This is a genomic window from Actinomadura rugatobispora (assembly GCF_055379765.1).
This window is the reverse complement of the sequence record NZ_AP029191.1, coordinates 7,369,626-7,393,419: the sequence shown is the minus strand read 5'-3', so window position 1 is coordinate 7,393,419 and position 23,794 is coordinate 7,369,626. Positions and strand designations below refer to the sequence as shown.

Below are 23,794 nucleotides of genomic sequence, written 5' to 3'. Positions count from 1 at the left end.
CGCCTCATGCCCTCGCTTCGCTCGGTCATGAGGCGGCCGCCGTGATCGTCTCGACCACCCGGTCCTGCTGGGACGCGGTCATCTCGTGGAACAGCGGCAGGATGAGCGAGCGCTCGGCGAACCGGTCGGTGACCGGCAGGTCGGCGGTGCGCCGCCCGCGCACGTCGGCGTAGGCGGGCTCGCGGTGCGCCGCCATGATCCCGCGCCGGGCCGACACGCCCGCCGTCAGCATCCGGCGCAGCAGGTCGTCGCGGCCCACCGGGAAGTCGTCCGGCAGGACGATCCAGAACGACTGGTAGTTGGTCCGGCCCAGGCCCGGATCCCGCACGCACGCGATGCCGGGGATCTCCGCCAGCAGCCGCTGGTAGCGGGCGGCCAGCGCGCGCCGGCGGCCGATGATCGCGTCCAGCCTGCCCAGCTGGACCAGCCCGATCGCGGCCTGCAGGTCGGTCATCCGGTAGTTGAAGCCGGTCTCGCCGTACTCCTCGATGACCACCCGATCGCTGGCGTGCCGCTCGGCGGCGCTCACGCTCATCCCGTGCTCGCGCAGCCGCCGCGCCCGCTTCGCCCTTTCCCCGTCGGGGAGGGTCAGCATGCCGCCCTCGCCGGTGGTCAGCAGCTTGCGCGGATGGAACGACCACGCCGCCAGTTCCGCCGCCGCCCCGACCGGCCGGTCGCGGTAGACCGACCCGGCGGCGCACGCGGCGTCCTCGACCACCGTGATCCCGCGCGGATCGCACAGCGTGCGGATCTCCTCCAGGTCGACCGGCACCCCGCCCTGGTCGACGGCGATCACCGCGCGGGTGCGGCCGGTCAGCGCCACCTCGACGGTCTTGCCGGTGACGTTGCCCGTGACCGGGTCCACGTCGGCGAAGACCACCTCGGCGCCCGCGTGCCGGACGACGTTGGCGGTGGCGATGAACGACAGCGACGGCACGACCACCTCGTCGCCCGGCCCCACGCCCGCCAGCAGCAGCGCCAGGTGCAGCGCCGTCGTGCACGAGGACGTCGCCACGCCGTGGCCCGCGGCGACCCTGGCGGCGAACGCGGTCTCGAACTCGGCGACCCGCGGCCCCTGGGCCACCCAGCCCGACCGCACCACCTCGGCCACCGCGGCGGCCTCCTCCTCGCCCAGTACCGGCTTGATCACAGGGATCACGGGGATCACGGCGCGGGCACCTCCTCTCGTGCGCTTCCGGCGGGAATGTCGAGCACCCGGGCCAGATCCCGGGCGCGATGGGTCCAGTCGTGCCGCTCGGCGAACCGGCGCCGCCGCGCGGCCGTCCCGGCCGGGGCCTCGGCCGCCAGCTCCTCGCCGACCGCCCGGACGAACCCGGCCGCGCCGGCCTCCGCCCTGATCAGCTCCGCGCCCTCGGGGTCGCGGTCGCGCAGCCAGCGGGTGGACGGCAGCTCGGAGGCGACCACGGCGCGTCCGGCGGCCAGGTAGTCGAAGGTCTTGATGGGGAAGCTGGCGTCGTTGAAGGCGCTGCGCGCGTACGGGGTCAGCCCGACCTTGATGACGCGCATGTGGGACGGCAGTTCGGCGAAGCTCCTGCGGCCCGTCCAGCGGACGTTCGGGCGGGCGGTCAGGGCCCGGAACCGGGCCGGTTCGTGGGACGGGTCGTGCGGCCCCACCAGCAGCAGCGGATGCCCGGCCGCCGCCACGCCCTCCAGGACGTCCATGTCGATCCGGGCGTTGATGTGCCCGACGAACCCGGCGGCGGGCCGGTCGCGGCCGAAGTCCTCCAGGCCGGGCGGCCAGGGGGCGTCGTCGATGCCGTCGTAGGCGCCGGGGGCGCAGCCGGTCGGGATCATCGCGGCGTCCGTGCCGCGCGCGCGGAAGTCGTCCTGAAGGTGCGGCGAGACGGCCACGACCGCGTCCGCGCCCGTCAGGAGCCGGTCGCGGGCCGCCTCCAGCCGCCGCCTCGGCAGCCCGATCAGGTCCGCCCCGGCGACCAGGTCGTCGGTGGCGTAGAAGACGGTCCGGGCGCCCGGCACGGCGCCGAGCAGCCCGGCGTCGTAGGTGGCGATGACGACGGCCGTGACCCGGCCGCCGAGCCGCCGCGCCGCCCGGCGGACGGCGCGGCGCACCAGCGCGGCGCTGGCGTGGTGCACGCCGGGCCGGTACGCGCCCGGCAGTACGCGCGGGATCAGCCGCCACAGGCCGCGGGCCTGCCTGCGCAGCGGCGGGCCGTCCAGGGAACCGGCCAGGTGCGGGCGCAGCAGCGGCGTCACGAGCGAGATGGGCGGATCGACGTACAGGACGGGTTCCAGCGCGGCGAGCCGGTCGGCCAGCTGCCGGTCCGTGCCCGCGACGCCGTCGTAGGCCGTCCCGGCGAAGTAGACGATCACGGCGCCCCCGGGTCCCCGGCGGCGCGCTCGGCGCGCCACCAGTCGACCAGGCGCCGCAGCCCCTCCTCCAGCCCGATCCGCGGCTTCCAGCCGAGGCGCTCGCGGGCGGCGGAGATGTCGGCCAGCCGCCGCTCCACCCCGTTCACCGCGCGGGGCGGGCCGAACTCCAGGCCGAGGTCCGCGGCGTCCATGGTGCGCAGCAGCGCCTCGGCCAGCTCGCGCAGGCTCGTCTCCACACCGCAGCCGATGTTGAACACCGCGTCGGTGGCGTCGGACTCGGCGGCCAGCAGGTTGGCGCGGGCGATGTCCTCGGTGAAGACGAAGTCCATGGTCTGCAGGCCGTCGCCGAGGATCAGCGGCGGTTCCCCGGCGGCGATCCGGTCCATCCAGCGGATCAGGACCTCGGTGTAGAGGCCGTGGACGTCCATGCGCGGCCCGTACACGTTGAAGTAGCGCAGCGCCACGTAGTCCAGGCCGCGCATGGCGTGGAAGCTGCGCAGCATGCCCTCGTTGAACGCCTTCGCCGCCCCGTAGAAGGTGTCGTTGTCGTAGGGGTGCTGGTCCTCGGGGGTGGGGAACGCGGTCGCCGTCCCGTACACCGACGCCGACGAGGCCGCCACGACCTTGCGCACGCGGTGGTCCGCCGCCGCCTCGATGACCTCGTAGGTGCCGTCGACCAGCACCTCCAGGGCCAGCCTCGGCTCCTGCGCGCACTGGGTGATCCGGATCGCGGCCTGGTGGAAGAGCACGTCCACGCCGTCCATCAGCGCCCGCACCAGCGCGCGGTCGCGGATGTCGCCCTCCACCACCCGGACCCGGTCGCCGGCCTCGGCCACGGCGGCGGCCAGGTTGGCGCGCCGGCCGCGGGTGAAGGTGTCGAGCACGACAACCTCGGCGGCGCCCGCCTCGACGAGCTGGTCGACGATGGTGGAGCCGATCGTGCCGGCACCGCCGGTGACCAGGCAGCGGGATCCTGCGATCATGCGTTCTCCTTGGTGCGCTCGGTGAGGCGGACGGGGCGGCCGCCGGACGCGGCGCTGCGGCTGGCGGCGGCCAGCTGGGCGACCACGCGCAGGCCCGCGCGGCCGTCGGTGCGGGCCGGGCGCCCCTCGGCGATCGCCGCCGCGAACTCGGCCATCACCTCCCGCAGCGCCTCCCGCTCGGGCAGCGCCGGAACGAGGACGTCGCCGACCCGGTAGCTGATCAGCGCCTGGTGCCGCTCGGCCGGGTCGAGCGAGCCCGCCGGGGCCAGGTCGACGCCCCGGTCGTACACCGCGATCCGCTGGACGGGGTTGAGGTCGTCCCACACGATCGTGCGCCGCGACCCGCCGATCACCGTCGTGCGGATCTTGGTGGGGCTGAGCCAGTTCACGTGGACGTGCGCCATCACCCCGGTCGACAGCCACACCGACAGGTGCGCCATGCACAGCCGCCCGGCGTCGATCGGGTCGGCGCCGTGCGCGGCCACCGCCTCGACCGTGACGCCGCCGGGCAGCACGTGGTCCAGGATCGACAGGTCGTGCGGGGCCAGGTCCCACAGCACGTCCACGTCGGGCTGGACCAGGCCGAGGTTGATGCGCACCGAGTCCACGAACTGGATGTCGCCGATCTCGCCGCCGTGGATCAGCTCGCGGATCTTCCGGACGGCCGGGGTGTAGCAGTAGGTGTGGTCGCACATCAGCACCAGCCCGGCCCGCTCGGCGAGCTCGACCAGCTTGGCGCTCTCGTGCACGGTGGGCGTGAGGGGCTTCTCCACCAGGACGTGCTTTCCGGCCTCCAGCGCCGCGCGCACCAGGTCGAAGTGCGTCGCGGCGGGGGTCGCTATGGCGACGGCCTTGACGGCGGGGTCGTCCAGGACGTCCTGGTACGACGCCGTGGCCCGCACGGTCGTGTACGGGCCGAGCACGCCCCGCGCACGTTCCTCGTTCAGATCGCACAGCCACTCCAGGCGCAGCGCCGGAGTGGCCTGGGCGGTCCGGACCAGATTGGGCCCCCAGTACCCGGCGCCGATCACCGCCAGGCCGATGGCCTCTACCCCGATGGTCGTGGACAAGGAAAGCTCCTCACGGTGCCGTGGTGGTGAAGATGGCGTCGACCCAGTAGTTGGAGGTGGACGCGGTGGACGGGAAGCCCCCGGAGCCGTAGCGGTAGACGCCGTTGGGGCCGTCCTCTCCCGACCGCAGGGCGTGGAGCGGGGGCGCGTCGACGCCCTGGTTCTGGAAGGCGCCGACGCTGGCCGAGTAGTGGCCGTCGGGGGCGAGGTAGGACACGACGTAGGTCGTCCCGGCCGTCACCTGGACGGGGGTGGCGAAGCGGACCTCCTGCCAGCCGGAGGCCGATTCGTTGGTGAAGGTCGCCGTGGCCAGGCGGTTGCCGTCCCTGTCCCACAGGCTGCCGGTGTGCGTGCCGGTGTTCTGGGCGCCCTTGTAGAAGCGGACGCCGGTGACCCAGCCGTTGGAGTCGGCGCGGAACTTCAGCCCCAGCTCCACCGAGCCCGCGTCGTCCACGCTCGCTATCTGCGGCGTCGCCTCGTCGGGCCAGATGGAGCAGGGGCACTGGCCGGGCGTGGTCTGCCTGGCGGTGGTGAACGACCAGGTGCGCGTGCCGGTCATCGTGTTGCCCGCGAGGTCCTTGGCTCCCTGGACGGTGGCGGTGTACCGGGTCGTCCAGGCGAGTGGGGCCGCGGGCGTGAACGTGGCGGTGCGCGTGTCGGGGTCGTAGCTCACCGACCCGTCCACCTGGGCGCCGCCGGGTCCTGTCAGGGTGAACTGCACGGTGCCGCCCTGCACGGGTTCGTCGAACGTCACCGAGGGACGTGCTGCGCGCGGCGCGCTGGTGGCCCCGTTCGCGGGGTCGATGGCGTCCACGGTGGGTTTGGTGGTGTCCCCCGGGTCGGCGTCGGTGAAGACGGCGTCCACCCAGTAGTTCGCCCCGCCCCACGTGCTGCTGGGGAAGCGCGAGGTGGAGGTGTAGGTGTAGACGCCGTTCCCTCCGGGCGTGGTGCCGGTGGCGAGGCCGTGCAAGGGGGCGTTGTCGTAGGCGGAGGTGAAGTAGCCTCCGTCGGCCGAGTAGTGGCCGTTGGGCGCGTGGTACGAGGCGACATAGGTCGCCCCTGCGGCGACGGCGACCGGGGCCGAGAACGTGAGGGTCTGCCAGCCCGACGCCGTCTCGTTGGTGAACGTCCCCTGCGCCTTGCGGATGCCGTCGTGGGTCCAGAGGCTTCCCACGTGCGTGCCCGTGTTCCCGGGCCCCTTGTAGAAGCGGATGCCGGAGACCCATCCGGCCCGGTCGGCGGTGAACTTGACGCCCACCTCGATGGCCCGGGTGTCGCTGTCGGCTACGGTCGTGGGCACGGCGTCGCTGGGGAAGAGAGTGCACGGGCACGCCCCCGACGTCGTGAACGACCATTGCGTGGTGCCCGCCATCACGTTGCCCGCCACGTCCCTGGCACCGCTGACCCTGGCCGTATAGCGGGTGGCGGCGGCGAGGCCGGTGGACGGGGTGAACGTCAGCGTCCGCCCGGTCGCGTCCAGGACCGCGGTGCCCGCGACCTCCTGACCGCTGGGCCCGGCCAGGGTGAATACGGGCGTTCCGGAGCGCACCGGCTCGTTGAAGGTCACCTTGACCTTGGCCCCGGTCGGGACGCTGGTGGCCTCGTTCGAGGGGCTGCCCTTGGACACGGTCGGGGGCGTGGTGTCCGGCGGGGGCGTGAACACGACGTCGACCCAATAGTTCGTCGCGCCGTACGACTGGTTGGGGAAACCCCGCGGGCCGTACTTGTAGACGCCGTTCCCGCCGCCGTTCCCGTTGGCGAGGGCCTGGAGCGGCGGGTTGTCCACGGCGCCGCCGAGCCCGCCATACGTGGCCGAGTACCAGCCCTTGGTCGTGTGGTACGAGGCGACGTACGTCTCCCCCGCCTGCACCTGGACGGGCGTGGAGAAGGTGACCTCCTGCCAGCCCAGGGTCGACTCGTTCGAGAACGTCGCCGTGGCGAGCTGCCCCCCGGTCTTGCTCCAGAGGGTGCCGATGTGGGGGCCGTCATTGTTGCGGCCCTTGTAGAAGCGAACGCCGTTGACGAACCCGTCGCGGTCGGCGGTGAAGCGCACGCCCAGCTCGATCTCGTTCGCGTCGGCGACGCCCTCCACCGCCGGGGTCGTGTCGTCCGGCCAGATGCTGCACGGGCACTGCCCCGGGACGGGCGCGGGCTTCGCCGTCGTGAAGGAGTAGCCGAAGCCCTCCATCGTGTTGCCCGCGTCGTCGCTCGCCCCGGCGACCGAGGCCGTGAGCCTGGTGGAGGCGGGCAGCGGTGAGGAGGGCGTGAAGGTGAGGACCGTCCTGGAGTCGTCCAGGCTCGCCGTGCCCGGGATCGCGGTCGTGCCGTTCCTCAGGGTGAACTGCGGCGTCCCCTGCCGGATCGGCTCGCTGAACGTCACCGCCGGCCTGGTCGAGGTCTTCACGCTCGACGAGCCCGCGTAGGGCGTGTTGTCCACGATGGTGGGCTTCATCGTGTCCGGCGGCTTCACCGTGACGAACGTGACGTCCACGTAGTAGTTGCCGCCGTTGAACGTGGACGTGGGGAACCCCGAGTAGCCGGAGCGGTAGACGCCGTTGCCGCCCGGCGTGTCCGCCTTGAGCCCCGTCAACGGCGGAACGCTGTGCTCCTTCAGGGCGAAGTAGGCGGGATCGGCCGCGTACCGGCCGTTGGGCGCGAAGTAGGACGCGACGTAGGTCGTGCCCGCCTGCACCTGGACGGGTGTGGGGAACGACGCCGTCTGCCAGCCCGACCCCGTCTCGTCCACGAACGTCGTGGACGACAGCCGGTTGCCGTCCTTGTCCCACAGGGTGCCGGTGTGCGTCCCGGTGTTGCCCTGGCCCTTGTAGAAGCGGATGCCGGTGATCCAGCCGTTCGAGGCCGCCCTGAACTTCACCCCGAGCTCGGTCGCCGTGGTGTCGCTGTCGGACGGCCGCGACGGCACCGCCGAATCACCGAACAGCCGGCACGGGCACGCCACGTCGAACGTCGTCCCGGCACCGGGCGTCTCGATGTTGCCGCTGTCGTCGACCGCCCGCGTCTTGATCGTCACCGGGCCGTTGCCGGCGGCGTCCCACGCGTAGGTCCAGTTCGCCCGGCCCTTCGCCGCCCGCCACGTCGTCCCGCCGTCGGTCGAGACCTCCACGCCCCCGACCTGGCCGCCGCCCACGTCCGACGCCGTACCGGAGATCGTCAGGGTGCGGCCGTTCACCACGTCCGTGCCCGGCGCCGGCGAGGTGACCGACGACACCGGCGGCGTCCGGTCGGCCGACGCCGACGCCCTGACCAGCCCGCTCTGCAACGTCAGCGGCTGCACGCCCATGTCGGCGAACAGGTTCACCGTCGCCTGCCGCACGTTCGGATCGGGGGACGTCGGCGCGTCCGACGGGCCGTCGTGCACCGCGTCCAGCCCCCACGACCACTGCACCGTGCCGCCGCCGAACACCAGCGCCCCGCTCGGCGCCCGGTACATCGTCAGCGAGTGCGTCGCCGTGCCCGGCGCCACCTCCGACCCGTAGTCGACGAGCTTCTCCGGCACCTCCGCCGTCGTCGACGACATCCGGAACAGGCCCGCGGGCCGCGCCCCGTTGTCGAGGTCCTCGTCCCACTCGTACCCGACCGTCTGGTCGACCAGCGTCATCGTCGACCCCGCCGGCTGCCCGGCCACGGCCGTGCCCCGCCAGAACCGCATCTTCCCGTCCGCCGCCGGCACCTTCAGCGCCACCCCGCAGCAGTTCACCGTGAAGATCGTCCCGGTCAGGCCGTTCTCCGGCCGGCCGCCGTCGTAGGGCGGGCTGAACCGGGGATCCCGCCACGTCCCCGTCCACTCCTGCGACGGATCGATCTTGGCGTTGGCGCGGGTCTCCTTGTAGACCACCAGCGTCCGGTGCGACGCCCCCGACGCGCCCGCGCCGTTCTCCCAGCGCGTCTTCCAGTACACCTCGTTGCCGCTGAAGAACGCCAGGTGCACGCCCGCGTCCCGGGCCGCCTCCACGTGCGCGCGCTCCGCACCCGACCAGTACTCGTCGTGCCCCACCGACAGGAACATCCGGTGGTTCCTGATGAGCTGCCCGCGCGCGTCGGCGTCCACGCCGCCGATATAGCTCACGTCGTAGCCGTTGGCCTCCAGGAACCGCACCATCGGGTACTCGTTGGCGAACACGAAGTCACGCCCCCACGGGGTGTCCTCCCGCGTCCCGAACGGCCGGTTGTAGCTCACCTTCACCGCGCGCCCGGACGCCGCCGTGCTGTCCCCCGCGTACAGGCTGTTGCCGCCCCACTTGTTGTACGCCTGCCACGTCGTGTCGGAGGTCTTGAACACCATGTCCGACCGGCTCGCGTCGTCGCGGACCACGAACACCACGTGGTTGTCGTCGCCCTCGCCGTCCGTCCGGACCAGATGCGCGAAGTAGATCCCCGACACCGCCGTGGCCGGCACCGGCCAGCTCGCCGACACCCCCCAGTTGCCGCAGTCGACCAGCCCGGACGCGTCGTCGGTCAGGCACGCGGGCTGCGGCTGCGGCAGCGCCGCCGACGGTGCCAGCTGCGCGATCTTACGCGCACCATTACCACCGTAATAACCCATCCGGTAAATGCCGATCGAGTAACCGGTGGCCGGCGTCCTGATTTTGAACTGGACGGTCTGCCCCACGTTCACGCTGAACGAGGTCGTGAAACCCTCGATCGTCTGGCCGCCTCCGGACGCCTTTTCCCATTCCGAAGGAGGCGAACCCGGCTTCGAATTCTCGCACGCCACCGGATTGCCGCCCGCGTCGCACGGCCCCGCCGCGGCCCGCACCGCGGGCGTCGCCAGCGCCGCCAGACACCCTGCTACCAGGGCGAACACCATCAGCAGACTGGCCCGCACCCGAATGGGGGCCGCGTTCATGACGATCGTGCCCTCACTGCGCGCCCCCTAGCGACCCCACCGCGAGCAGGACCACCGGAAACCCGAATAAGGACCGGCCCCGCCCCGAATACCGAGCTCCGAAAAACAACCCCGTACCGAAAGCGTCTCGACTATAAGCGCGGCCCCCGCCGAAAGAAGAGGGTCTGGCCGGTGGTGGCCTAGGGGGTCAGCGCGGCGCAAGATCCAAACATCCGGCGGCCGCCTCCACGTAATCCTCACCGGTCCGCGGGCACCGCCACCGGCCGCCGCCCGCGTCCTCCAGCGGCACCCCGGCCCGCCCCACCCACCGGATCCGGCGCGCCGGGGTCCCGGCGACCAGCGCGAAGTCCGGCACGTCCCGCGCCACCACCGCGCCCGCCGCGACCAGCGCCCACCGACCGACCGTCACCCCCGCCACCACCACGGCCCGCGCCCCCACCGAGGCCCCCTCCCGCACCGTCACGCCGAGCGCGTCCCAGTCCGCCGGCCGCTTCAACTTCCCGTCCACGTCCACCGAACGCGGATACAGGTCGTTGGTCAGGACCGCGGCGGGGCCGATGAACACCCCGTCCTCCAGCACCGCCGGCTCGTACACCAGCGCGTGGTTCTGCAGCTTGACCGCGTCCCCGATCCGCACCCCCGGCCCGACGTACGCGCCCCGGCTCACGATGCAGTCGCGGCCCAGGACCGCGTTCTCGCGCACCTGCGCCAGATGCCACACCGCCGTGCCGTCCCCGATCACCGCGCTCTCGTCGACATCGGCGCTTGGCTCGATCCGGACGCCCATGGATCTCCCTCCTGGTCCATACTCGCCACTTGTGGTGAGCATCGTGATCCCCGCACACGACGAGGCCAAGGTCATCGGCCGGCTGCTGCGGGGCCTGCTGGAATCGGCCCGGCCCGGCGACCTCGACATCGTCGTCGTCCCCAACGGCTGCACCGACGCCACCGCGGACATCGCCGCCTCATTCGGCGACGCGGTCCGGGTCGTCGAGACACCCGAGGCGTCCAAGGCCGCCGCGCTCCGCCTCGGCGACACCGCCGCCCGCGGCTTCCCCCGCCTCTACGTGGACGCCGACGTCGAACTGCGCACCGCCGACGTCCACGCCCTCGCCGCCGCCCTCGACCGCCCCGGCATCCTGGCCGCCGCCCCGTCCCGCGCCCTGAACATGACCGGCCGCCCCTGGACGGTCCGCGCCTACTACGCCGTGTGGACGCGCCTGCCCGAAATCCGCCGCGGCCTCTTCGGACGCGGCGTCATCGGCGTCACCGCCGAAGGCCACACCCGCATCGCCGCACTCCCCCAGGTCATGGCCGACGACCTCGCCGCCTCCCTCGCCTTCGCCCCCCACGAACGCGCCATCGCGAACGGCGCGCGCGTCGTCGTCCACCCGCCCCGCACCCTCGCCGACCTGCTCCGCCGCCGCGAACGCGCCGCCGCCGGCACCGACCAACTCGAAAGCGCCGCCCCAGACCAGCCCGGCGGCTCCGCCCGCACCGGCGTCGCCGACCTGGCCGCCATAGCCCGCCGCGCCCCCTGGCTCACCCCGCACATCGCCCTGTTCCTCACCGTGGCCCTCATAGCCCGCCACCGAGCCCGCCACGCCACCCCGACCACCTGGCAACGCGACAACAGCAGCCGAGCATGACCTGGTGGCGGGCCGGGGGGTCACTGGGCGGGCCAGCCTTTGGACCAGTCGCGGCGTCGTTTCCATAGTTCGCGCCAGTCCGCGCCCTTGGCGGTGGGTCTGCCCTGGCGGCCGGGGCGGGCGCTGACGACGCGGCTGAGCGCGGCGCGCAGGAAGACGCCCGTCAGGAGCAGCCGCACCGCGCCCTTGCCGACGTGACGGCGCATCACGGTCGCCTTGCCGGTGAAGAGCATGACGAGCTTGGCGGCGCCGCTCGACGACGCGCCCACCTCGTGCCGGAACGTCGCGCGGCCCGTCACCGTGGGCGTGTAGCCCAGACCGGCCGCGCGCAGGCACAGGTCGGCGTCCTCGCCGTACATGAAGAACGACCGGTCGAAACCGCCGGTCTCCTCCCACACCCGTTTGGACACCAGCATGAACCCGCCGGTGACCACGGGCACCTGCTGGACGTCGCTCGACCACGGCCGCGGCGCCTCCGGGTCGAACAGCCGGTTGCCGGGGAACAGCGAGCTGAGCAGGGTCGCGAAGCAGAACGCCGACCACAGGTCCGGACGTCCCCACCAGCTGCGCGGGTCGGTCGTGCCGTCCGGGGCGATGCAGCGGCCGCCCACGATCCCGGCCTGCGGCTCGGCGTGGGCGCAGTCCAGGAGGGCCTCGATGCTGCCGGGGGCGGGGACCGCGTCGGGGTTGACGAAGACCAGCCACTGGCCGCGGGCCCTGGCCACGCCCTCGTGGCAGCCGTGGGCGAACCCGCCGTTCCGGCCGCTGTCGACCACCCGGGCGTCCGGCGCCACGGTACGGGCGAGTTCGGCGGTGTCGTCCGGGGAGTCGTTGTCCACGATGATCAGTTCGGCGGCGCCGTCCCGGGCGGCGCGGCGCAGCGCGGCCACGCACGCCTCGACGTGCCGCGCGCTGCGGTACGTCACCACGATGATCGACACGCCGTCGCCCGGCGGCTCCGCGTCCGCGAAGCGGCCGTCGCCGTCCTCGTCCCGCACCTGGACCTCCCCCGTGCCCGCCCTCCGGGGTCAGCGTCCCGCATCCGCCGCCCGCAACCGGCGCCCTGACCGGTCGTGGTCAAGCGGGGCGAGGCCGCGTCTCCGAGTCCCGGCCTACGGCGCTCGCCCGGCGGCTCGTCCCTGACCGGCCGCCGCCCTTTCCCATGAACAGCGGCAGGGACCGGGTCTTTCCTTTCCAGAAATGGCATGCGGAAAGGAAATAATGGGTGGGGCGGGTGGGATTCGAACCCACTCAGCGCTAGGCGACTGGGTTACAGCCAGCCCCGACTCTCCAGCGTCGGCGCCGCCCCTCGTTCGGCTGGGATTTCTACCGCGTACCCCCGGCGGGATTCGAACCCGCACCATTCCTGCTCCTCGGGCAGGCGCCTCTGCCTGTTGGGCGACGGGGGCGTCGTGCGGCTCCCGGGAGTCGAACCCGGAACATCCACGTCCTGAGAGTGGCCTCTCTGCCTGTTGGAGTAGAGCCGCGTGACAAGGATCGAGGTAGGGCGTCACTGCGATCCGCGCGGCCGGCGAAGCTCAGGAGGCGGGATAATACCGGCCGGCGGGGGCGCATGACGCCTGGGGCAGTCGATAAAGTAGTCGCCGCACGGCCGGCCTCCTCTCAGAAGTCTCGCTGTCATTCCCGTTCCGGGCTGACGGGTACTACAGTGCCATCATTCCCCGGTTAACGCAATCCCTTTTTCTTTAGGGCGTCGAACCCGAAGTGTCATCGCCGATCGCCCAGCCGATGGCGATCAGGACCCAGAAGGCCACCATGATCCAGCCGAGCGCGATCCCGGCCGCGGCCATTCCGGCGCCGCGTTCGCCGGTGCGTTTCACCTTCACCCAGCCCATGTGGCCGGCGATGATCGCGGGGATCGACGGAAGGCCGCAGGTGAACATCCCCAGCACGCCGAAGGTGATCGCGTAGACGGCGGCGCTGTTGTAGCGCGGCTGGGCGTAGCCGTGCGCGCCGGCGTGCGTGGGGGCGGGGGTGTTGTACGCGACCGGCCGGTTGTAGGCGGTCTGGTACGGGGCGCGGTTGTAGGTCTGCTGCCCCGCGGCGGCCCGGCGGTACCAGTACTCGGCCTCGGCCGTCTGGCCGCGCCACTTCAGCAGGACGCCCAGGTTGTACATGGCCGCCGTGTCGCCGGCCTCGGCGGCCAGGCGGTACTGCCGCTCGACCAGGGCGGCGGACTCGTCCGAGCCCATCGCGGGCGGCGGGAGCGGCTGCTGCACGTGGACGGACGGCGGCGGCGGAGGCGGCGCCGACTGGGTGCCCGGCTGGGTCGCGGGCTGCTGCGTGCTGGAGACCAGGCGCTGGAGGAGCTGCTGCGCGGTGGGACGGCCGGCGGGGTCCTTGGCGAGCGCGGCCCGCACGACGGTCAGGAGCGTGCCGTCGAGGCCGCGCAGTTCGGGCTCGGCCGTGAGGATCTGGTGGATGATCGCGGGCAGCGTGCTCCCGCCGAAGCAGGGCCGGCCGCTGGCGGCGAACGCGAGCGTCGCGCCCCAGGCGAACACGTCGGAGGCGGGGGTGGCGTCGCGGCCGTTGAGCTGCTCGGGCGACATGAACGTGGGCGTGCCGACCAGCCCGCCGGTGGCGGTGAGCCGGGTCGCGTCCGCGCCCCGCGCGATCCCGAAGTCGATCACCCGCGGCCCGTACGGCGACAGCAGCACGTTGGCGGGCTTGAGATCGCGGTGCACCACGCCCGCGTCGTGGATCGCGGTCAGCGCGGAGGCCATCCCGACGGCCAGCGCCTCCAGGTCGGCGCCGCGCAGCGGGGCCGCCTCCTGCAGGCTGGACCCGGAGACGAACTCGGTGACCAGGTAGGGCGGGTCGGCGCGCGGGTCGGCGTCCAGGACCGGGGCGGTGCAGAACGGCCGGACGCGCTGCGCCGCCGCGACCTCCGACTCGAACCGGGCCCGGTAGCGGGGGTCGGCCGCGTGCTCCTTGCGGATGACCTTGATGGCGACCTTGCCGCCGGAGTCGTCGGCGCCCAGGTACACCGTGCCCATGCCGCCCTCGCCGAGCCGGTCCAGGATCCGGTACGGACCGATACGGGCCGGATGATCAAGGTGCGACGGGCCCGGCACGATGCGTTCTCCTTGCGGGTCGTGGGCGGCAAGCCTCACAAGGTTCGCATATCACAGGAGTTCCGGCGTCACTGTTCGCCCGGCCAGCGGGGCGGGACGGACGCCGGACCGGCGCCGCCGGCCGCGAACCGGGTCGGCCGGTAGGCGCGCAGCCAGGCGGATTCGGCGCCGTGCACCTCGGCCGCCACCTCCTCCGCGAGCAGGGCGGAGAGGGTGATCCCGCTGTGCGTGGCGACGACGTAGACGCGGGCGTGGCCGTCGGCGAAACCGGCGACCGTGAGGCCGTCGGCGGGCATGGCGCGCTGCCCGACCACGAGCCGTTCGAGGCGGGCGCCCGGCACCGGTGCCAGGACGCCCGGGAGCCGGGAGAGCAGCTCCGTCCCGATCGCGGGCGCGGGCTCGGCGGCCGGATCGGCCGTGGCGTCCAGGTCGAGCGCGTGCAGCATGATCCGCCCGCCGCCGTCGGGCCGCAGGTTGAGGCGGCCGGTGGTGACGTGCCGGGACAGCCGGGCCGGGATGGGGGCGGTCACGCCCAGGTAGGCGTTGACGGCCGGGCCGGACACGCGCGGGTCGAGCATCGGCACGGTCAGTCCGGCGGACGCGGCCACCTCCTGCGTCCACCGCCCCGCGCACGTCACCGCGACGTCGGCGGTGAGCGTGCGGCCGCCGGCGAGCGCGAGCGTCACGCCGGAGGGCGAGGAGGCGATCTCGCGGACCTCCGCGCCGGTCTCGACGCGGGCGCCGCCGTCGCGGGCCTCGCCGAGGAAACGGGCGAGCAGCCTGATCGGGTGGGCGTGCGCCTCCTCGGGGAAGAACGCGTAGTCGGCCCCGTCCGGCCGGACCAGGTCAGGCTCCAGCTCGCGGACCTCGTCCGCCGTGAGGTAGCGCACCGGGTAGGCGCGACTCCGCAGCTTGGCGACCCGCTCCGCGAGCCACCCGCGGTGCTCGTCGCTCGCCGCGACCTCCAGGCTGCCGGTGGGGACGAACCAGTCGCCGCCGCCCGCCGCCAGCGCGTGATGCGCCCGGACGCCCGCGTGGTTGAACGCGAAGTAGTGGTCAGGGTCCTTGTTGTTGGAGTTGATCCAGGCGATCGTGGTGGCGGTCGTCCCGGCCCCCGGCACGTCCCGGTCGAGCAGGACGACCTCCGCACCCCGCCGGGTCAGCCCGGCCGCGACCGCGGCCCCCACGACCCCGGCCCCGATGACAGCGACTCGCATGACCCCATTGGACTACAGGTTCAGGGTCAGGCGGCCGGCGCTCGCTCGTGATACGCAGATGAGGATCGAGCCGTCGTCGGGGTCGGAGGGGGCCCGGCGGTCGGCGTCGCCGGCCAGGAGGGGGGTGCGGCAGGTGCCGCAGAACCCCTGGCGGCAGGAGTAGGGCACATCCGGCAGGGCCTCGCGGATGACGTCGAGCGCGGAGCGGTCGGCGGGTATCCGAAGGGTGAGCCCGCTGCGGCGCAGCTCGACCTCGAACGGGCGGCCGTCGACGACCGCGGGCGGGGCGAAGCGTTCGAAGTGGAGGGTGCGGTTCCCGTCCGGGACGAACGCCCCCCGCACGGCGTCGATCATCGGTGCGGGGCCGCAGCAGTACACGGCCGTGCCGGGCCGCGCCCCGCGCAGCAGCCCGGCGCCGTCCGGCACCCCGACCTCGTCGTCGGCACGGACGGTGATCCGGTCCGCGGGGAGCGCGGCGAGTTCGTCCAGGAACGGGAGCGAGGCGCGGGTCCGGCCCGTGTAGACCAGGTGCCAGTCCGCGCCGAGGTGGTGGGCTGCCCGCACCATCGGGAGGACGGGCGTGATGCCGATGCCGCCGGCGAGGAACAGGTAGCGGTCGCGGACCAGGAACGGGAAGGCGTTCCGCGGGCCCTCGACGGTGAGGGTCGTTCCCTCGTGCAGCTCGTGGTGGATCTCGGTCGAGCCGGCGCCGCCGGGGATCATGCGGACCGCGACGCGGTACGCGCGGCGGTCGGCCGGGTCGCCGCACAGCGAGTACTGGCGGCGCCGCCCGGACGGGAGCCGAACGTCCAGGTGGCAGCCCGGCTGCCAGCGCGGCAGCGCCCGGCCGTCGGGGGCGCCGAGCCGCAGGCTCACCACGCCGTCCGCCTCGGGCCGTACCTCCTGGACGACCAGGCGCAGCGTCCGGTCCACCGGGGGCACGTTCGGGATCACCGGCGCGCGCAGGGACCGCACCCGCTCGATCCCCCGGAAGACGGCGCTGACCGTCACCCAGAAGGGGTCGCGGGCGCGGCGGCCGCGCAGGTCGGGCGGCATGGCGGTCATCGCAGCGCCGCCTGCGCGGCCGGGGACGTCGCGAGGTAGTCCAGGGCCCTGGACGTGGAGCCCTCGTTCAGCGGGCTGTAGGAGCGTTTGAGGTAGCGGCCGACCGAGCGCCCAAGGAGGCGGCCCTGGGGCAGCAGGCCCGCGCGCCCCGCGCGGTACATGTGGCGGAGGCCGCCCTTCACCGGGTGGCCGGCCATGAGCGGGTCGCGGGCCATGAGGAAGCGGTGCCCGCGCTGCCACAGGGACGTCAGCATGGTGATCGTCTCGGCCATGGCGCGGATCCGGGCCGCGTACGAGCCGTCCAGGTGCATGAACAGGTCGTGGGCGACGTGCCGGTGCTCGACCTCCTCGGCGCCGTGCCAGCGCAGCAGGTCCATCATCATCGGGTCGGCGCCCGCCGCGTCCAGCGCCTCGGCGCCCAGGATCCAGTCGCCGAGGACGCCGGTGAAGTGCTCGATGGCGGCGACGATGGCCAGCCGCTCGTTCAGCCAGACGCGCGCCCGGACGCCGGTGAGGTCGCGGTCGCCGAGCAGGCTCCCGAACATGAAGTCCATCTGGCGGACGAACGGCCGCACGTCCAGGCCCTGGGCGACGAAGTGGTCGAGGACGGCGTCGTGCGAGGCGGCGTGGACGGCCTCCTGGCCGATGAAGCCGAGCACGTCCTGGCGCAGCCGCTCGTCGCGCACGTACGGGAGGGCCTGCTTGAGCACGCGGACGAACCACTGCTCGCCCGCGGGCAGCAGCAGGTGCAGGACGTTGATCAGGTGGGTGGCCTCGGGCTCGCCCGGGATCCAGTGCAGCGGCACCCGGGACCAGTCGAAGCGCACGTCGCGGGCGCGCAGGACGATGTTCTCGGGTTCGGCGAGCTCGGGAGGGGGCATCGGCGCTCCTATTGACATTTGGTCTAAGACGCTACTCCCGAGCCCTTCCATGAACAACAGTGAGCCTGCTCACGCGGGGAGCTCCGCGCGGACCGTCCCGGCCACCACCCGGGCGGTCACCTTCAGCGGCTCGGTGTCGTGCGCCGCGCGGCTGAGCACGATCGCGCCCTCGAACGCGGCCAGCACGTAGGTGGCCAGCTCCCCGGCCGGCTCCGGCGCGATCCCGGCGGAGGCCAGCCGCCGCGCGATCGCCTCCCGCCACGAGGCGAACACCTCCGCGCACGCGTGCCGCAGCGGCTCGCTCGTGCCGGACGCCTCCAGCGCCACGGTCGCGATGGGACACCCGTCGCCCCACTCCGACCGCTCCAGCGCGTCGACGCTCAGGTGGAAGAAGTCCTCGATCGCCCGGGCGACGCCCTCGCCGCCCTCCGCCCGCTCGTAGACCAGGTCGAACAGCCGCAGGTAGCGCTCCCCGGAGTGGCCGACCGCCTCGACGCCCAGCTGCTCCTTGCCGCCCGGGAAGAAGTGGTAGAGCGACCCCCAGGGGGCCTGGGACGCGGCGGTGATCTGTTTGAGGCCGGTCGCCGCGTATCCCTGCTCCCGGAAGAGCTGCGCGGCGGCCTCCAGCAGCCGGCGTCGCGTGTCCGTCGCCATGCCCGGAATCCTAGCCCTTGTTCTTGCTAGATCGATCTATCTAGAATGCCGTTCGAGTCGACCCGGGAGGCCGTCATGCCCAGCAGCACCATCCGCACCGAGCGCCGCGACGCCGTCCAGATCGTCACCCTGGACCGGCCCGGACGGCGCAACGCCGTCGACGGCCCCGCCGCCGAGGCGCTCGGCCGCGCCATCGCCGCCGCCGAGCGGGACAAGGGAGTCCGCGCCATCGTGCTCACCGGCGCGGGCGGCACCTTCTGCGCGGGCAACGACCTCAAGGCGATGGCGGCGGGCGACTTCCCCACCCCCGCCGAGGACGGCCCGCCGCCCATGAACGTCACGCGCGCACCCGCGTCCAAGCCGGTGGTCGCGGCGGTCGAGGGCTACTGCTTCGGCGGCGGGTTCGAGCTGGCGCTGTGGTGCGACCTGCGGGTGGCGTCCACGACCGCCGAGTTCGGCGCGCTCAACCTGAACCACGGCCTGCCGTGCATGGACGCGGGCACGGTACGGCTGCCCCGCGTCGTCGGCCAGGCGCGGGCCCTCGACATCCTGCTCACCGCGCGCCGCGTCCCGGCCGCCGAGGCCCTCGCCATCGGCCTGGTCACCCGCCTGGTGGAACCCGGGGAGGCGCTGCCCGAGGCCGTGCGGCTGGCCGCCGCGATCGCCGCCCTGCCCGCGCCCGCGCTGGACGCCGTCCGCCGCTCGGTCACCGAGCAGTGGTCGCTGCCGGAACCGGACGCCGCCCGCAACGAGACCCGGCTCGCCCTCGCCCTCCTGGCCGGGGCGGACGCGGGTCAGCCCGCGCCGCCCCCCTCCGCGGCGTCGTCATAGCGCCGCTGCGACACCTGGATCGTCGGCATGCTCGCGGCGATCCAGTCGACCAGCTGCTGCAGCGACCCGGCCAGCTCCTGCCCGAACGGGCTGAGCCGGTACGACACGCGCGGCGGGCTGGACGGCTCCACCTCGCGCTCGATGATCCCGTCCCGGGTCAGCACCTTGAGATTCTGGGAGAGCATCTTCTCGCTGATCCCGCCGATGCGGTCGCGCAGCATGTAGAACCGCATCGGGCCGTCGCGCAGCGCGATCAGGACGAGCATGCCCCAGCGCCCGGAGATGTGCTCGAAGACCGCGCGCCCGGGGCAGTCGCTGCGGAACACATCGCTCAGGTCGCCCGGGTCGCCCAGCGGGCCGGCCTCGCCCGTAGGGCCCCCCGCGTCGGCTCTCACGTCCACCATCAGGAGCCTACCCGCGGGAAACGGCGCCAGGAGGGGCCCGGACGCGCCTCGATCACGCCTGTGGGGCGTGCCAGGTGAGCGCGACCTGGTGCTCCTGGAAGCCCATCGACCGGTAGAGCGCGGCGCCCTCCGCCGGGGCGTGCAGGTCGACCCGGGAGACGCCCTTGCCGCGGAACCACGCCAGCAGCTCCTGCATGATCAGCCGCGCGTAGCCCCGGCCCCGGTACAGCGGATCGGTGACCATGCCGAGCACGTAGCCGGCCGACGCGCCGCCCTGGTACGGCCCGGGGAGCCGGTACTCGATCACCCCGAGCCCGCAGGCGGCGAGCTTGTCCTCCTCGCCGTCCACGACGAACACGCCCAGCGACCCGCCCAGGCGCTCCTTCAGGTCGCGGGCGAACTCCTCGCGCCAGTTCCCCTCGCGGGGCTGGTCGGCGTCCTGGTCGGCGGAGTCCATCACGCGCCGGAACAGGAGCTCGCGCAGCCGCGTGAGCTCGGGAATGTCGTCGGCGGTCGCCGGGCGAACGATCACACTGACACCCTAGGCGACCGGTGCCACTCCGCGCGCCCCCGACGGAGATCGTCCCGGGCGCCGCGACCCGTCCCCGCGCCGGCGGCCGTCCCGGCGGCTCACGCGGGCCCCGCCATCAGCAGCGGACCGGTGACGTTGAAGCGCTCGACCCCCTGCCGGGTGAGGTTGACCCGCAGGTCGATCCAGCCGGGCCGGCCCTCGAACCGGCAGTCGGCCCCGCCGCCGGGCGGGAAGTGCAGATCGCCGACCGACAGCTTGGCGCCGCGCACGTGGACGGGCAGCAGGATCCGCGACCCCGGGCCGAGCCGCGCGATGCCGCAGCCGCCGATCTCCCGGCCGCGCTCCTCGCTGCGCAGCGCCTCCCGCGCCACCTGCCCGTACAGGGCCCCGTAGGTGACCGAACCGGGCCTGATCCGGCCGAGCAGCGCGCCGTCCTGGACGGCGGGGGCCGCGGCGGGGACGGGCGCGGGCGCCCCGGACGCGGGCGCGCAGCCGATGACGCCGGGATGGCCGTGCGGCGCGTACACGCCGTCGGAACGGCCCACGCCGAGCACGTCCACCACGATCACGTCGCCCGGCTCCGCGCCGACCACCACCAGCGGGCCGCACAGCACGGCCTCCTCGCCGGGCTCCCGGCCCTCGCACTCCATCCGCACCGAGCCGCCGGTGATCACCTCGGCGACGGCGGGGATGTCGGGATGCCAGCGGTTGTGCCCGGGTACCGAGCGGGTCGCGGAGCCGGCCGCGGCGGGCGGGCCGGGAAAGCGGACGACCGGCGGTGCGGCCGCGAGCGTGGGCGCCAAGGCAGGGTCCTTCCGGAGCGGGAGAGCGGAGAAGATCAGATGAACAGATCCTGCCGACCGTGCTGTTTCCGGCTGGTTTCGGCGTTCTGACAGTTGAGTAAGGCCGGGATCACCGAAGTTTTCCGGAACCTTCCACGACCGGCCGGCGTCTAAGGGCAATGCCGTCCCGAAGGCTCATCGCATGCCTCCCGCTGGCGCTGCTGGCGGGTGCGTGCAGCGGCGCCGCGCCCACCGGTCCGGGCCCGGCGGCCCCGGCGATGGCGCTGGTCGCCTACAACGGCTGCGACGAGTTGCTGAAGGGCCTGCGGGCCGCGACCGAGCGCGACGTCGGCCCGTACGGCCTGGGCGGCTTCGAGCTGGAGTCCGGTCGCCTGCCGCTCGGCGCGGTTCCCGAGGGCGCCGTCCCGGACGGCGCGGCCCGCGCGCAGGGCTCGGCCCCGGGCGCGGCCGCCGAGAAGCAGGCGCCCGGCCACTCCGGCACCAACACTCACGAGGCCGGCGCCGACGAACCCGACCTGGTGAAGACCGACGGCACCCGGATCGTGACGCTCGCCAAGGGGCGCCTCCAGGTCATCGACGCCAAGACCCGCGCGGTCGTGCACCGGCTCGACCTGCGCGAGGCGTCCGGCACCCCGGGCGAGACCTCGCCGATCGGGTACGGGCAGTCGCAGTTGCTGCTGAGCGGCGACCGCGTCCTGATCGTGACGCCGCGGAGCCGGCTGCTGAGGCCGCTGCCCGACGGGCCCGCGCTGTCCAAGCCGGTCGTCCCGTTCGCCCGGAGCCAGACCACGCTCACGCAGGTCAGCCTGGCCGGCACGCCCCGCGTCGTCGGGACGATGACCGCCGAGGGCACCTACGTCGACGCCCGCCAGACCGGCTCCACGGCGCACGTGGTGGTCACGTCCACACCGCGGATCGACTTCCCCGACCTGCCCGGCAGGCCCGGCGGGCCCGACAGCGAGCGGCAGGCCACCGAGCGCAACCGGCAGATCGTCCGGTCGGCGCCGCTGGACGCCTGGCTCCCCCGGTTCGAGGTCCGTGCCGGGACGGCGGCCCCGAAATCGTTCCGGACGCCCTGCGAGCACGTGAGCCGTCCCGGCTCGCAGCCCGGCACCACCATGCTCTCCGTGCTGACCCTCGACCTGGCCCGCGACCTCGGCGACCCCCGGCCGGTGACCGTCGCCGCCGACGGCCAGACCGTCTACGGCAACGGCAGGAGCCTCTACGTCACCGGAAACGGGACGGGGGCGAGGGAGGCCGCGGCGCGCGAGAGCACGCACGTCCACCGGTTCGACGTGACCGGCGGCGCACGCCCCCGCTACGTCGCGTCCGGATCCGTGCCCGGCCGGCTGCTCAACCAGTACTCGATGTCCGAGCACGACGGCAGGCTGCGCGTCGCGACCACCACCTCACCGGCGGCGTCCACGGTGCGCCCGGACGGCCCCGCCGCGTCGAGCACCGCGCCCCGCTCGCAGAGCGCGGTGCACGTCCTGGCCGCCGACGGCCGCGCGCTGCGCGAGATCGGCAAGGTGGACGGCCTCGGCAAGGGCGAGCGGATCTACTCGGTGCGCTTCATCGGCACCACCGCGTACGTGGTCACCTTCCGCCAGGTCGACCCGCTCTACGTGATCGACCTGAAGGACCCGGCACGGCCCCGGGTGACCGGCGAGCTCAAGATCACCGGCTATTCGGCCTACCTGCATCCCGTCGCCGGCGGCCGGCTCCTCGGCGTCGGCCAGGAGGCGAGCACCGACGGCCGCACGCGCGGCACCCAGGTGTCGCTCTTCGACGTCAACGGGCCGCCGCGCCGCGTCGGCGCCTACCACCTGCCCGGCTCCAGCGCGACCGCCGAGTTCGAGCCGCACGCCTTCCTGCACTGGCCCCAGACGGGCCTGACCGTGCTGCCGATCAGCCATCGCACCGCCGAGAGCGAGGCGCTGGTGCTGAAGGTGGACGCCGCGGGCGTGCACCGCGCCGGAACGGTGCGGCACCCCCGCGACGGCGCCTACCCCGGCCCGATCCGCCGGTCCCTGATCGTCGGCGACACGCTGTGGACGCTCTCCGACCAGGGCGCCCGCGCCACCGACACCGCCACCCTCGCCGAGCGCGCCTGGCTGCGCTTCTGAGGGGGCATCGATCACCCCGGTCCCGGTCCGTGGGGGTTCCGGGACCGGGGTTACGCTTCAGCGGAGGCCGGTGGAGCGCCGGAGCGCGGTCTGGATGAGCCGGTCGACCAGCGCTGGGTAGTCCAGCCCGGTCGCCGCCCACATCTGCGGGAACGCCGACGCCGGGGTGAACCCGGGCATGGTGTTGATCTCGTTGAGGATCCAGCGGCCGTCGGGCGTGTAGAAGAAGTCGACCCTGGCCAGGCCCTCGCAGTCGAGCGCGTCGAACGCCTGCGCGGCCAGCCGCTGGACCTCCTCGACCGCCGCCGGGTCCAGGTCCGGCGGGATGTCCAGCCGCAGCGAGTTGTCGAGGTACTTGGTCTCGAAGTCGTAGAAGTCGTGGCCGCCGCTCATGAGGACCTCGGCGGGCAGGCTGGCCTCGGGCGGGCCGTCGTCCAGCCCCTGCAGCACCCCGCACTCGATCTCGCGGCCCTCGATCGCGGCCTCGACGATCACCTTCGGGTCGTGCTCGCGGGCCGCCTCCACCGCGGCCTCCAGGTCCTCCTCGGCGGTGACCCGGGTGATGCCCATGCTGGACCCGGCGCGGGCGGGCTTGACGAACACCGGCCGGCCCAGGTCCTTGATCTCGTCGATCTTGCGCTTGCGCTCGCGGCGCCACTCCCGGTCGCCGACCAGGACGTACGGGCCGACCGGCAGGCCGCGCGCCTGCCAGACCAGCTTCATGAAGCCCTTGTCCATCCCGACCGCGCTGGCCAGCACCCCGGCGCCGACGTAGCGGACCCCCGCCAGGTCGAGCATGCCCTGGATGGTGCCGTCCTCGCCGTACGGGCCGTGCAGCAGCGGCAGCACCACGTCGACCTCGGCGAGCGTCGCGGGGACCCGGCCCGGCTCGATCACCATCAGGCCGCGGCTGTCGGGATCGAACGGCAGCGCCAGCGCGGCGCCGCCCTCGGCGGTCACCTCGGGCAGCCGGCCGTCGGCGATCTCCAGCCGCTGGTCGGGCGAGGCCAGCACCCAGCGGCCGTCGCGGGCGATGCCGACCGGCACCACCTCGTAGCGGTCCCGGTCGATCGCCGCCATGACCGCGCCGGCGGTGACGCAGGAGATGGCGTGCTCGGAGCTGCGCCCGCCGAACACCACGGCCACGCGGATCTTGGGTGAAACCTGCGACATGACGCCCGACCCTACCGTTGATCAGGCCGGCTCGGCCACGAGCGGGACGCCCGCGTCCCGGGCGCGGTCCTCCCGCAGGTCACAGGCCTCCC

Annotated in this window: 20 protein-coding genes and 3 tRNA genes; 4 read left to right on the top strand and 19 right to left on the bottom strand. The window is 73.7% G+C overall.

What is annotated here, in order from left to right; genetic code table 11:
* Positions 1-25: 25 nt before the first annotated feature.
* From ACZ466_RS33075 to ACZ466_RS33055, 5 genes are read right to left on the bottom strand one after another with little or no spacing between them, the layout of a single operon-like run.
* Positions 26-1,168, bottom strand: coding sequence for a DegT/DnrJ/EryC1/StrS family aminotransferase (locus ACZ466_RS33075; RefSeq protein WP_464041782.1), 1,143 nt, complete (start codon positions 1,166-1,168; stop codon positions 26-28).
* Positions 1,165-2,352, bottom strand: a complete 1,188-nt coding sequence (locus ACZ466_RS33070; RefSeq protein ID WP_378287747.1) for a glycosyltransferase — start codon at positions 2,350-2,352, stop codon at positions 1,165-1,167. The genes ACZ466_RS33075 and ACZ466_RS33070 overlap by 4 nt, the downstream gene beginning before the upstream one ends.
* Positions 2,349-3,335, bottom strand: a complete 987-nt coding sequence (locus tag ACZ466_RS33065) for an SDR family NAD(P)-dependent oxidoreductase (protein ID WP_378287746.1) — start codon at positions 3,333-3,335, stop codon at positions 2,349-2,351. The genes ACZ466_RS33070 and ACZ466_RS33065 overlap by 4 nt, the downstream gene beginning before the upstream one ends.
* A complete protein-coding gene (locus ACZ466_RS33060) occupies positions 3,332-4,405 on the bottom strand; it encodes a Gfo/Idh/MocA family protein (RefSeq protein ID WP_378287745.1) in 1,074 nt (357 codons plus the stop codon). Before ACZ466_RS33060 ends, ACZ466_RS33065 begins: the two co-directional genes overlap by 4 nt.
* 10 nt (positions 4,406-4,415) lie before the next feature.
* The gene (locus ACZ466_RS33055) at positions 4,416-9,035 is read right to left on the bottom strand and encodes a DUF4082 domain-containing protein (protein WP_378287761.1); all 4,620 of its coding nucleotides are present in this window, start codon (positions 9,033-9,035) and stop codon (positions 4,416-4,418) included.
* Here ACZ466_RS33055 and ACZ466_RS33050 point away from each other — a divergent pair.
* Complete coding sequence (locus ACZ466_RS33050) at positions 8,995-9,303, top strand: hypothetical protein (RefSeq protein ID WP_378287763.1); 309 nt, start codon at positions 8,995-8,997, stop codon at positions 9,301-9,303. The two genes, ACZ466_RS33055 and ACZ466_RS33050, sit on opposite strands and share 41 nt — an antisense overlap.
* 156 nt (positions 9,304-9,459) lie before the next feature.
* Here the strand turns inward: ACZ466_RS33050 and ACZ466_RS33045 are convergent, their stop codons facing one another.
* Positions 9,460-10,059, bottom strand: a complete 600-nt coding sequence (locus ACZ466_RS33045; protein ID WP_378287744.1) for an LbetaH domain-containing protein — start codon at positions 10,057-10,059, stop codon at positions 9,460-9,462.
* Positions 10,060-10,102: 43 nt separating this feature from the next.
* Between ACZ466_RS33045 and ACZ466_RS33040 the strand changes: the two genes are divergently transcribed.
* Entirely contained in the window at positions 10,103-10,921 is an 819-nt protein-coding gene (locus ACZ466_RS33040) for a glycosyltransferase family 2 protein (protein ID WP_464041781.1), read from the top strand.
* A gap of 20 nt (positions 10,922-10,941) precedes the next feature.
* On the opposite strand, the gene ACZ466_RS33035 is transcribed toward ACZ466_RS33040, so the two are convergent.
* The 9 genes from ACZ466_RS33035 to ACZ466_RS32995 all read right to left on the bottom strand — a co-directional run bounded on the left by ACZ466_RS33035 (position 10,942) and on the right by ACZ466_RS32995 (position 17,833).
* The gene (locus tag ACZ466_RS33035; RefSeq protein ID WP_378287742.1) at positions 10,942-11,919 is read right to left on the bottom strand and encodes a glycosyltransferase family 2 protein; all 978 of its coding nucleotides are present in this window, start codon (positions 11,917-11,919) and stop codon (positions 10,942-10,944) included.
* A gap of 228 nt (positions 11,920-12,147) precedes the next feature.
* Positions 12,148-12,230 (bottom strand) — tRNA-Tyr (locus ACZ466_RS33030).
* Positions 12,231-12,255: 25 nt separating this feature from the next.
* A tRNA-Leu gene (locus ACZ466_RS33025) sits at positions 12,256-12,330 on the bottom strand.
* Positions 12,331-12,334: 4 nt separating this feature from the next.
* Positions 12,335-12,408, bottom strand: a tRNA-Leu gene (locus tag ACZ466_RS33020).
* A gap of 219 nt (positions 12,409-12,627) precedes the next feature.
* Complete coding sequence (locus ACZ466_RS33015; protein WP_378287741.1) at positions 12,628-14,016, bottom strand: protein kinase domain-containing protein; 1,389 nt, start codon at positions 14,014-14,016, stop codon at positions 12,628-12,630.
* A gap of 68 nt (positions 14,017-14,084) precedes the next feature.
* Entirely contained in the window at positions 14,085-15,233 is a 1,149-nt protein-coding gene (locus tag ACZ466_RS33010) for an NAD(P)/FAD-dependent oxidoreductase (RefSeq protein ID WP_378287740.1), read from the bottom strand.
* 12 nt (positions 15,234-15,245) lie between these two features.
* Positions 15,246-16,298: a PDR/VanB family oxidoreductase gene (locus ACZ466_RS33005; RefSeq protein WP_378287739.1), complete on the bottom strand. Its 1,053-nt coding sequence runs from the start codon at positions 16,296-16,298 to the stop codon at positions 15,246-15,248.
* Complete coding sequence (locus ACZ466_RS33000; protein WP_378287738.1) at positions 16,295-17,179, bottom strand: metal-dependent hydrolase; 885 nt, start codon at positions 17,177-17,179, stop codon at positions 16,295-16,297. Before ACZ466_RS33000 ends, ACZ466_RS33005 begins: the two co-directional genes overlap by 4 nt.
* Before the next feature lie 69 nt (positions 17,180-17,248).
* Positions 17,249-17,833 carry a TetR/AcrR family transcriptional regulator gene (locus ACZ466_RS32995; protein WP_378287737.1) on the bottom strand — a complete coding sequence of 195 codons (585 nt, stop codon included), beginning with the start codon at positions 17,831-17,833 and terminating at the stop codon, positions 17,249-17,251.
* Between the two features lie 75 nt (positions 17,834-17,908).
* Here ACZ466_RS32995 and ACZ466_RS32990 point away from each other — a divergent pair, with 75 nt between their 5' ends.
* A complete protein-coding gene (locus tag ACZ466_RS32990; RefSeq protein ID WP_378287736.1) occupies positions 17,909-18,664 on the top strand; it encodes an enoyl-CoA hydratase-related protein in 756 nt (251 codons plus the stop codon).
* On the opposite strand, the gene ACZ466_RS32985 is transcribed toward ACZ466_RS32990, so the two are convergent.
* From ACZ466_RS32985 to ACZ466_RS32975, 3 genes are all read right to left on the bottom strand, one after another.
* On the bottom strand, positions 18,628-19,068 hold the full coding sequence (locus ACZ466_RS32985) for a winged helix-turn-helix transcriptional regulator (RefSeq protein WP_378287735.1): 441 nt from the start codon (positions 19,066-19,068) through the stop codon (positions 18,628-18,630). The two genes, ACZ466_RS32990 and ACZ466_RS32985, sit on opposite strands and share 37 nt — an antisense overlap.
* A 52-nt stretch (positions 19,069-19,120) precedes the next feature.
* A complete protein-coding gene (locus ACZ466_RS32980) occupies positions 19,121-19,600 on the bottom strand; it encodes a GNAT family N-acetyltransferase (RefSeq protein ID WP_378287734.1) in 480 nt (159 codons plus the stop codon).
* Positions 19,601-19,698: 98 nt separating this feature from the next.
* Positions 19,699-20,403: an acetamidase/formamidase family protein gene (locus ACZ466_RS32975; protein WP_378287733.1), complete on the bottom strand. Its 705-nt coding sequence runs from the start codon at positions 20,401-20,403 to the stop codon at positions 19,699-19,701.
* Positions 20,404-20,561: 158 nt separating this feature from the next.
* On the opposite strand from ACZ466_RS32975, the gene ACZ466_RS32970 reads away from it, so the two are divergent.
* Entirely contained in the window at positions 20,562-22,529 is a 1,968-nt protein-coding gene (locus ACZ466_RS32970) for a beta-propeller domain-containing protein (RefSeq protein ID WP_378287732.1), read from the top strand.
* A 57-nt stretch (positions 22,530-22,586) separates the two neighbouring features.
* Here ACZ466_RS32970 and ACZ466_RS32965 read toward each other — a convergent pair whose 3' ends face one another.
* Positions 22,587-23,702: a D-alanine--D-alanine ligase family protein gene (locus tag ACZ466_RS32965; protein WP_378287731.1), complete on the bottom strand. Its 1,116-nt coding sequence runs from the start codon at positions 23,700-23,702 to the stop codon at positions 22,587-22,589.
* Positions 23,703-23,794 lie beyond the last annotated feature (92 nt).

Bases quoted from the DNA above. Each gene is read 5' to 3' on its own strand.
- ACZ466_RS33065 (WP_378287746.1), bottom strand. From the start codon at position 3,335: ATGATCGCAGGATCCCGCTGCCTGGTCACCGGCGGTGCCGGCACGATC.
- ACZ466_RS33045 (WP_378287744.1), bottom strand. From the start codon at position 10,059: ATGGGCGTCCGGATCGAGCCAAGCGCCGATGTCGACGAGAGCGCGGTG.
- ACZ466_RS33010 (WP_378287740.1), bottom strand. From the start codon at position 15,233: ATGCGAGTCGCTGTCATCGGGGCCGGGGTCGTGGGGGCCGCGGTCGCG.
- ACZ466_RS33005 (WP_378287739.1), bottom strand. From the start codon at position 16,298: ATGACCGCCATGCCGCCCGACCTGCGCGGCCGCCGCGCCCGCGACCCC.
- ACZ466_RS33000 (WP_378287738.1), bottom strand. From the start codon at position 17,179: ATGCCCCCTCCCGAGCTCGCCGAACCCGAGAACATCGTCCTGCGCGCC.
- ACZ466_RS32995 (WP_378287737.1), bottom strand. From the start codon at position 17,833: ATGGCGACGGACACGCGACGCCGGCTGCTGGAGGCCGCCGCGCAGCTC.
- ACZ466_RS32990 (WP_378287736.1), top strand. From the start codon at position 17,909: ATGCCCAGCAGCACCATCCGCACCGAGCGCCGCGACGCCGTCCAGATC.
- ACZ466_RS32985 (WP_378287735.1), bottom strand. From the start codon at position 19,068: ATGGTGGACGTGAGAGCCGACGCGGGGGGCCCTACGGGCGAGGCCGGC.
- ACZ466_RS32970 (WP_378287732.1), top strand. From the start codon at position 20,562: ATGCCGTCCCGAAGGCTCATCGCATGCCTCCCGCTGGCGCTGCTGGCG.
- ACZ466_RS32965 (WP_378287731.1), bottom strand. From the start codon at position 23,702: ATGTCGCAGGTTTCACCCAAGATCCGCGTGGCCGTGGTGTTCGGCGGG.